Origin of the sequence: Thiolapillus sp. (assembly GCF_048562965.1) — a bacterium.
GTDB classification, from domain to species: Bacteria; Pseudomonadota; Gammaproteobacteria; order Chromatiales; family Chromatiaceae; genus Thiolapillus; species Thiolapillus brandeum_A.
This window is the reverse complement of record NZ_JBHNMF010000260.1, coordinates 1-4,725: the sequence shown is the minus strand read 5'-3', so window position 1 is coordinate 4,725 and position 4,725 is coordinate 1. Positions and strand designations below refer to the sequence as shown.

The 4,725-nt window shown below is 57.9% G+C and carries 6 protein-coding genes; 5 read left to right on the top strand and 1 reads right to left on the bottom strand.

What is annotated here, in order from left to right; all coding sequences use genetic code 11:
• Positions 1 to 104 precede the first annotated feature (104 nt).
• Complete coding sequence (locus ACOCD2_RS12750; protein ID WP_293672763.1) at positions 105 to 1,310, bottom strand: hypothetical protein; 1,206 nt, start codon at positions 1,308 to 1,310, stop codon at positions 105 to 107.
• Between the two features lie 304 nt (positions 1,311 to 1,614).
• Here ACOCD2_RS12750 and ACOCD2_RS12745 point away from each other — a divergent pair, with 304 nt between their 5' ends.
• Genes ACOCD2_RS12745 through ACOCD2_RS12725 form a run of 5 tightly spaced genes read left to right on the top strand, consistent with a single transcriptional unit; the run spans position 1,615 to position 4,623 of the window.
• Positions 1,615 to 1,800 carry a hypothetical protein gene (locus ACOCD2_RS12745; RefSeq protein WP_293648047.1) on the top strand — a complete coding sequence of 62 codons (186 nt, stop codon included), beginning with the start codon at positions 1,615 to 1,617 and terminating at the stop codon, positions 1,798 to 1,800.
• Positions 1,797 to 2,255 carry a type II 3-dehydroquinate dehydratase gene (gene aroQ, locus ACOCD2_RS12740; RefSeq protein ID WP_293648049.1) on the top strand — a complete coding sequence of 153 codons (459 nt, stop codon included), beginning with the start codon at positions 1,797 to 1,799 and terminating at the stop codon, positions 2,253 to 2,255. The genes ACOCD2_RS12745 and aroQ overlap by 4 nt, the downstream gene beginning before the upstream one ends.
• Positions 2,256 to 2,259: 4 nt before the next feature.
• Positions 2,260 to 2,691 (top strand): acetyl-CoA carboxylase biotin carboxyl carrier protein, encoded by a 432-nt coding sequence (gene accB / locus ACOCD2_RS12735; protein WP_293648051.1) that lies wholly within the window; start codon positions 2,260 to 2,262, stop codon positions 2,689 to 2,691.
• Positions 2,692 to 2,701: 10 nt separating this feature from the next.
• Positions 2,702 to 4,042 (top strand): acetyl-CoA carboxylase biotin carboxylase subunit, encoded by a 1,341-nt coding sequence (gene accC, locus ACOCD2_RS12730; RefSeq protein WP_293648053.1) that lies wholly within the window; start codon positions 2,702 to 2,704, stop codon positions 4,040 to 4,042.
• A gap of 2 nt (positions 4,043 to 4,044) precedes the next feature.
• On the top strand, positions 4,045 to 4,623 hold the full coding sequence (locus ACOCD2_RS12725; RefSeq protein ID WP_293648055.1) for a hypothetical protein: 579 nt from the start codon (positions 4,045 to 4,047) through the stop codon (positions 4,621 to 4,623).
• Positions 4,624 to 4,725 lie beyond the last annotated feature (102 nt).

The following is a 4,725-nucleotide window of genomic DNA, read 5'->3' as shown; positions in this document are numbered from 1 at the left end:
AATTCAGTTGTGGGGACAACTCAGTTTCGGGTTGTAACATGGGCCGTATCAGTCGTGACAGGCTGAGCCTATCACTCATGACCACGTCCTAAGGACGTGGGTTTCTACGCTAAACTAAATAGCTGATCACCGGCTGGCCGCTGGCATCCAGCGCCAGGGCGGTGTAATAGCCCACACTGCCCGCACTGTCCACCGTGGTGAAGGTGGCGCTGGCACAGTTGGCATCGTTGCAGTGCGCCAGCTTTAAGATCACCGTGGGTGACATCATTATAGCTGATCACCGGCTGGCCGCTGGCGTCCAGGGCCAGGGAGGTGTAATAGCCCACATTGCCCGCACTGTCCACCGTGGTGAGCGTGGCGCTGGTGCAACTGGCATCGTTGCAGTGTGCCAGCTTGAGATCATCGTTGGTGGAATCATAATAACTGATCACCGGGTGGCCGCTGGCATCCAAGGCCAGGGCGGTGTGCCAGCCCACATCGCCCGCGCTGTCCACCGTCACTGTATAGAGCCGGCGCGGCACCAGTACATGCACCCCCTGGCACTGCAGGCTGCCGTCGGCGTTGATGCCGGTCATGAGATAACCGATGGGACAGCTGCCGGTAACGCGGCGTTGCACCTGGTTGGTATCGATATCGGCTGCGCCAATGGTGTTGTCCCGGATGTCCGCTGTGCCAATGGTGTTGTCCTGGATCATCGCCCCGGTGATGGCGTTGTCGGCCACGCTGATGGCGCCGCTGGTGGTGATCGGCCCGCCGGTGAGTCCAGCACCGGTATCGATCCGGGTGATGCCGCCGCCCACATCGTCGGGCTCGCAGGTCACGTTGCCGCTGGCATCGATGGCGCGGATGCTGGAGCCGGCGGCGCAACTGCCCGTGCCCCCGAGCACCTTGTCCAGCGCCGCGGTATTGGCCGCCGAAGTCTGCACGCTGTTGTCGGGGAAACGGAATCCGGATTGGCTGTGGATCTCCCCGGCGGCGGTCAAATCCCCCGGAGCGTTGAGCGCGGCGCGATCGGCCAGCACCTCATCATTCACCCGCACTTCCGCCCACAGGGGCAAGGGCAGGTCGGTATCGATGATGCCCTGCAGGTGCGATGCTGTATCCCCCGCCTCCATTCGCCACTGGCTTTGCGGCAGCAGGTGGGTCTCCAGCGCCTCACCCCCTTCGGCCTGCCGGTAGAGTGTAACCACCACCTGGGCGGGGGCGCCGGACGGGGCTTCTGGCAGCAACGTGTCGAGCCGGTACTCGCGGGCGCCGGACACGGCGGACAGGGTGCATAAAAGAATGACAACAAGCAGGTAGCGATTCATGGTGTTTTACTCCGTAGCTTTATAGTTTAAGGGCTATTATCATAAATATAGACAGGAAATTTACAAATTGCATGATCCCGCGCTTGCTTGCTGTTTTCAAAGGATTTTCTCGGGACATCACGTGTTTGGATAAAGCGTTTTTACACCTGGCTGGAACCTATGAACGATAACGGCCGGGTAGGATGCGGTGAGGTACGAACCGCATCCTACCTACTTTAACCCTTGGGCGGGGACAGGTGGGCGGTTGCGGGGCTGAATCCCGATCTACAAAACGCGCTATCCGGGATCGCGGAAAATCAGGATCTTGGTGTATTTCAAAAGCAGAAAAACACCGCTGAAAGGCCCGGTACCCGGCGAATGGCTGAAACAGCAAAAACGAATCCGCTCCATTGCTGGACATAATTTCCAGATTAGCGCAGAATTGCAGAAATTAAACGCTGTATCAGCGCAGTTCCCGACAATTAACTTTTCTGGACCCGGTTTTCGATGAGCAAGATTCTGGTAATCAACGGACCCAACCTCAATCTTCTGGGCTCCCGGGAACCCGGCCACTATGGGCAAGTCACCCTGTCGGATATCGAGAAAGCGCTGCTGAGTCTTGCCATGACCCAGGGAAATGAGCTGGAGTTCTTTCAGTCCAACGCAGAACACCAGCTCATCGACAGAATTCATCAGGCCGGCCGCGATGGTGTGGATTTCATCCTCATCAACCCCGCCGCCTTTACCCACACCAGCGTCGCCCTGAGGGACGCTCTGCTCGGTGTGAACATTCCTTTTATAGAGGTGCATCTTTCCAATGTGTTTGCCCGCGAGGCATTCCGCCATCACTCCTATCTTTCTGATGTGGCAGTGGGCGTGATCAGCGGGTTGGGCGCCCTGGGCTATGAACTGGCCCTGCAGGCAGCCGACAGACACCTTGGCGCACCCACAGATACAGGGTCATAATTTCATGGATATACGCAAGGTAAAGAAACTCATCGAGCTCCTCGAAGCCTCCGATATTGCCGAAATCGAGATACACGAAGGCGAGGAATCGGTACGCATCAACCGCCACGGTACCCTGCCGCCTCCTCCCGTCGCCGTGGCTGCTGCTCCTGCCTCCGCTCCTGCTGCCGAAACCGAGGAAAAGCAGGAGCCGGAACTGGAAGGCCATATCATTCACTCCCCCATGGTGGGCACTTTCTACCGCGCTCCCAATCCCGGCGCCAAGCCTTTCGTCAATGAGGGCCAGAGCGTCAGCGCAGGGGATACCCTTTGCATCATCGAGGCGATGAAGATCCTCAACCAGATCGAATCGGACAAATCCGGCGTGGTCAAACGCATTCTCGTGGAAAACGGTCAGCCGGTGGAATACAACCAGCCTCTGTTCATCATTGAGTGAGGCAGCAGCGATGATCGAAAAAATCGTCATAGCCAACCGTGGTGAAATCGCGCTACGTATCCAGCGCGCCTGCCGCGAACTCGGTATAAAGACCGTTGCGGTACATTCCGAAGCTGACCGCGATCTCAAGCATGTGCGCCTGGCCGATGAATCTGTCTGTATCGGCCCGGCCGCTTCCGCCGGCAGTTACCTGAATGTGCCCGCTCTCATCAGCGCCGCCGAGGTCACCGATGCCAACGCCATTCATCCCGGTTACGGTTTTCTTTCAGAGAACGCGGACTTTGCCGAGCGTGTTGAACAGAGTGGTTTCATTTTCATTGGCCCGAAACCTGAAACCATCCGCCTCATGGGCGACAAGATCACCGCCATCGAAGCCATGAAGGAATCCGGCGTGCCCACGGTACCCGGTTCCGACGGTGAGATCGATGACAATGAAAAGCGCAGTATCCTGCTGGCCCGGGAGATCGGCTATCCGGTCATCATCAAGGCCGCCGGCGGTGGTGGCGGCCGGGGTATGCGCGTGGTCAACTCCGAAACCGCCCTGATCAGCGCCATCAGCCTCACCAAGGAAGAGGCGCGCACGGCTTTCGGCAACGAAACCGTGTACATGGAAAAATTCCTCGGCAATCCCCGCCACGTGGAATTCCAGATCCTGGCCGATACCCACGGTCATGCCATCCACCTGGGGGAGCGCGACTGCTCCATGCAGCGCCGTCACCAGAAGGTGGTGGAAGAAGCGCCGGCTCCCGGCATTTCGGAAGCGCTGCGCCAGGAAATCGGCAACCGCTGTGCCGAAGCCTGCCGCAAGATCGGCTACCGTGGCGCAGGCACCTTCGAATTCCTGTATGAAGACGGCGAATCCTATTTCATCGAGATGAACACCCGCATACAGGTGGAACATCCGGTCACGGAAATGATCACCGGTGTGGACATCGTCAAGGAGCAGATCCGTATCGCTGCCGGCAAGGAACTGGCCTACAGGCAGGAAGACATCAGCCTGCGTGGTCATGCCATCGAATGCCGCATCAATGCCGAGAATCCGGAGAACTTCATGCCCAGTCCGGGTCCGATCAACCAGCTGCACGTGGCAGGTGGTCCCGGCATCCGTTTCGACAGCCATATCTACAACGGCTACAACGTGCCGCCCTACTATGATTCCATGATCGGCAAGCTCATCGCCTGGGGAGAGACCCGGGAATCGGCCATCGCCCGCATGCAGACCGCACTGTCGGAAATGGTCATCGAAGGCATACTCACCAACATCCCCCTGCAGGAAGACATCATGCGGGATGCGGGTTTTGAGGCCGGTGGCGCCAATATCCATTATCTGGAAAAGAAGCTGGGACTGTAGCCGTGAAGCAGTTTACTGTCTTTCTGGGCAGCTTGTTGCTGTCCTTTTTGCTCAGCGCCTGCAACCTGGTGTCGGATTACGGCAGCAACTCAGCCAACGATGTCAAAGGCTATGTGACCTATACCAACAACACACTGGGAATTTCCCTGCTGGCGCCTGAAATCTGGCACCGGGAAATGACCATTGGCGGCACCTACAACATGAATCCGGAGCCCAGAAACGACTACGACGGCATCACCGCTTCCAGCTCTTCCATTTCCGATCTGTTCGAAGGCAGGTTGCCCAGCGATGTCCCTCTGGATGCGTTTCACGCCCAAGCCATGAAATCCTGGTATGACGCCACCTCCATCGGCCCTGAATATGAAGTGACCTCCACCAGGACCACCCTGTCGGACTATCCGGCCTGGGAAGTCACCTATTCCTATACGCCCGAAGGCAGTAAGCGGCGCACCGTGAGGGAGATCTTCACCCTGCACAAGGGCAAAGCCTATTTCCTGCGCTGGTATGCCAAGGCCAGCGAAAAGGACAGGTATCGCCAGGAATTCGAGGTCATCAGGAATTCCTACAGGATCATCGACTAGCCCGCAACTGGCGAATTTCTTGCCGTAATGAATCACTGATGGGGTCTTCATTGCCAACAGACGGATTCATCCGCGCCAGTTGCGCCTTCAAGTGTGTCTTCG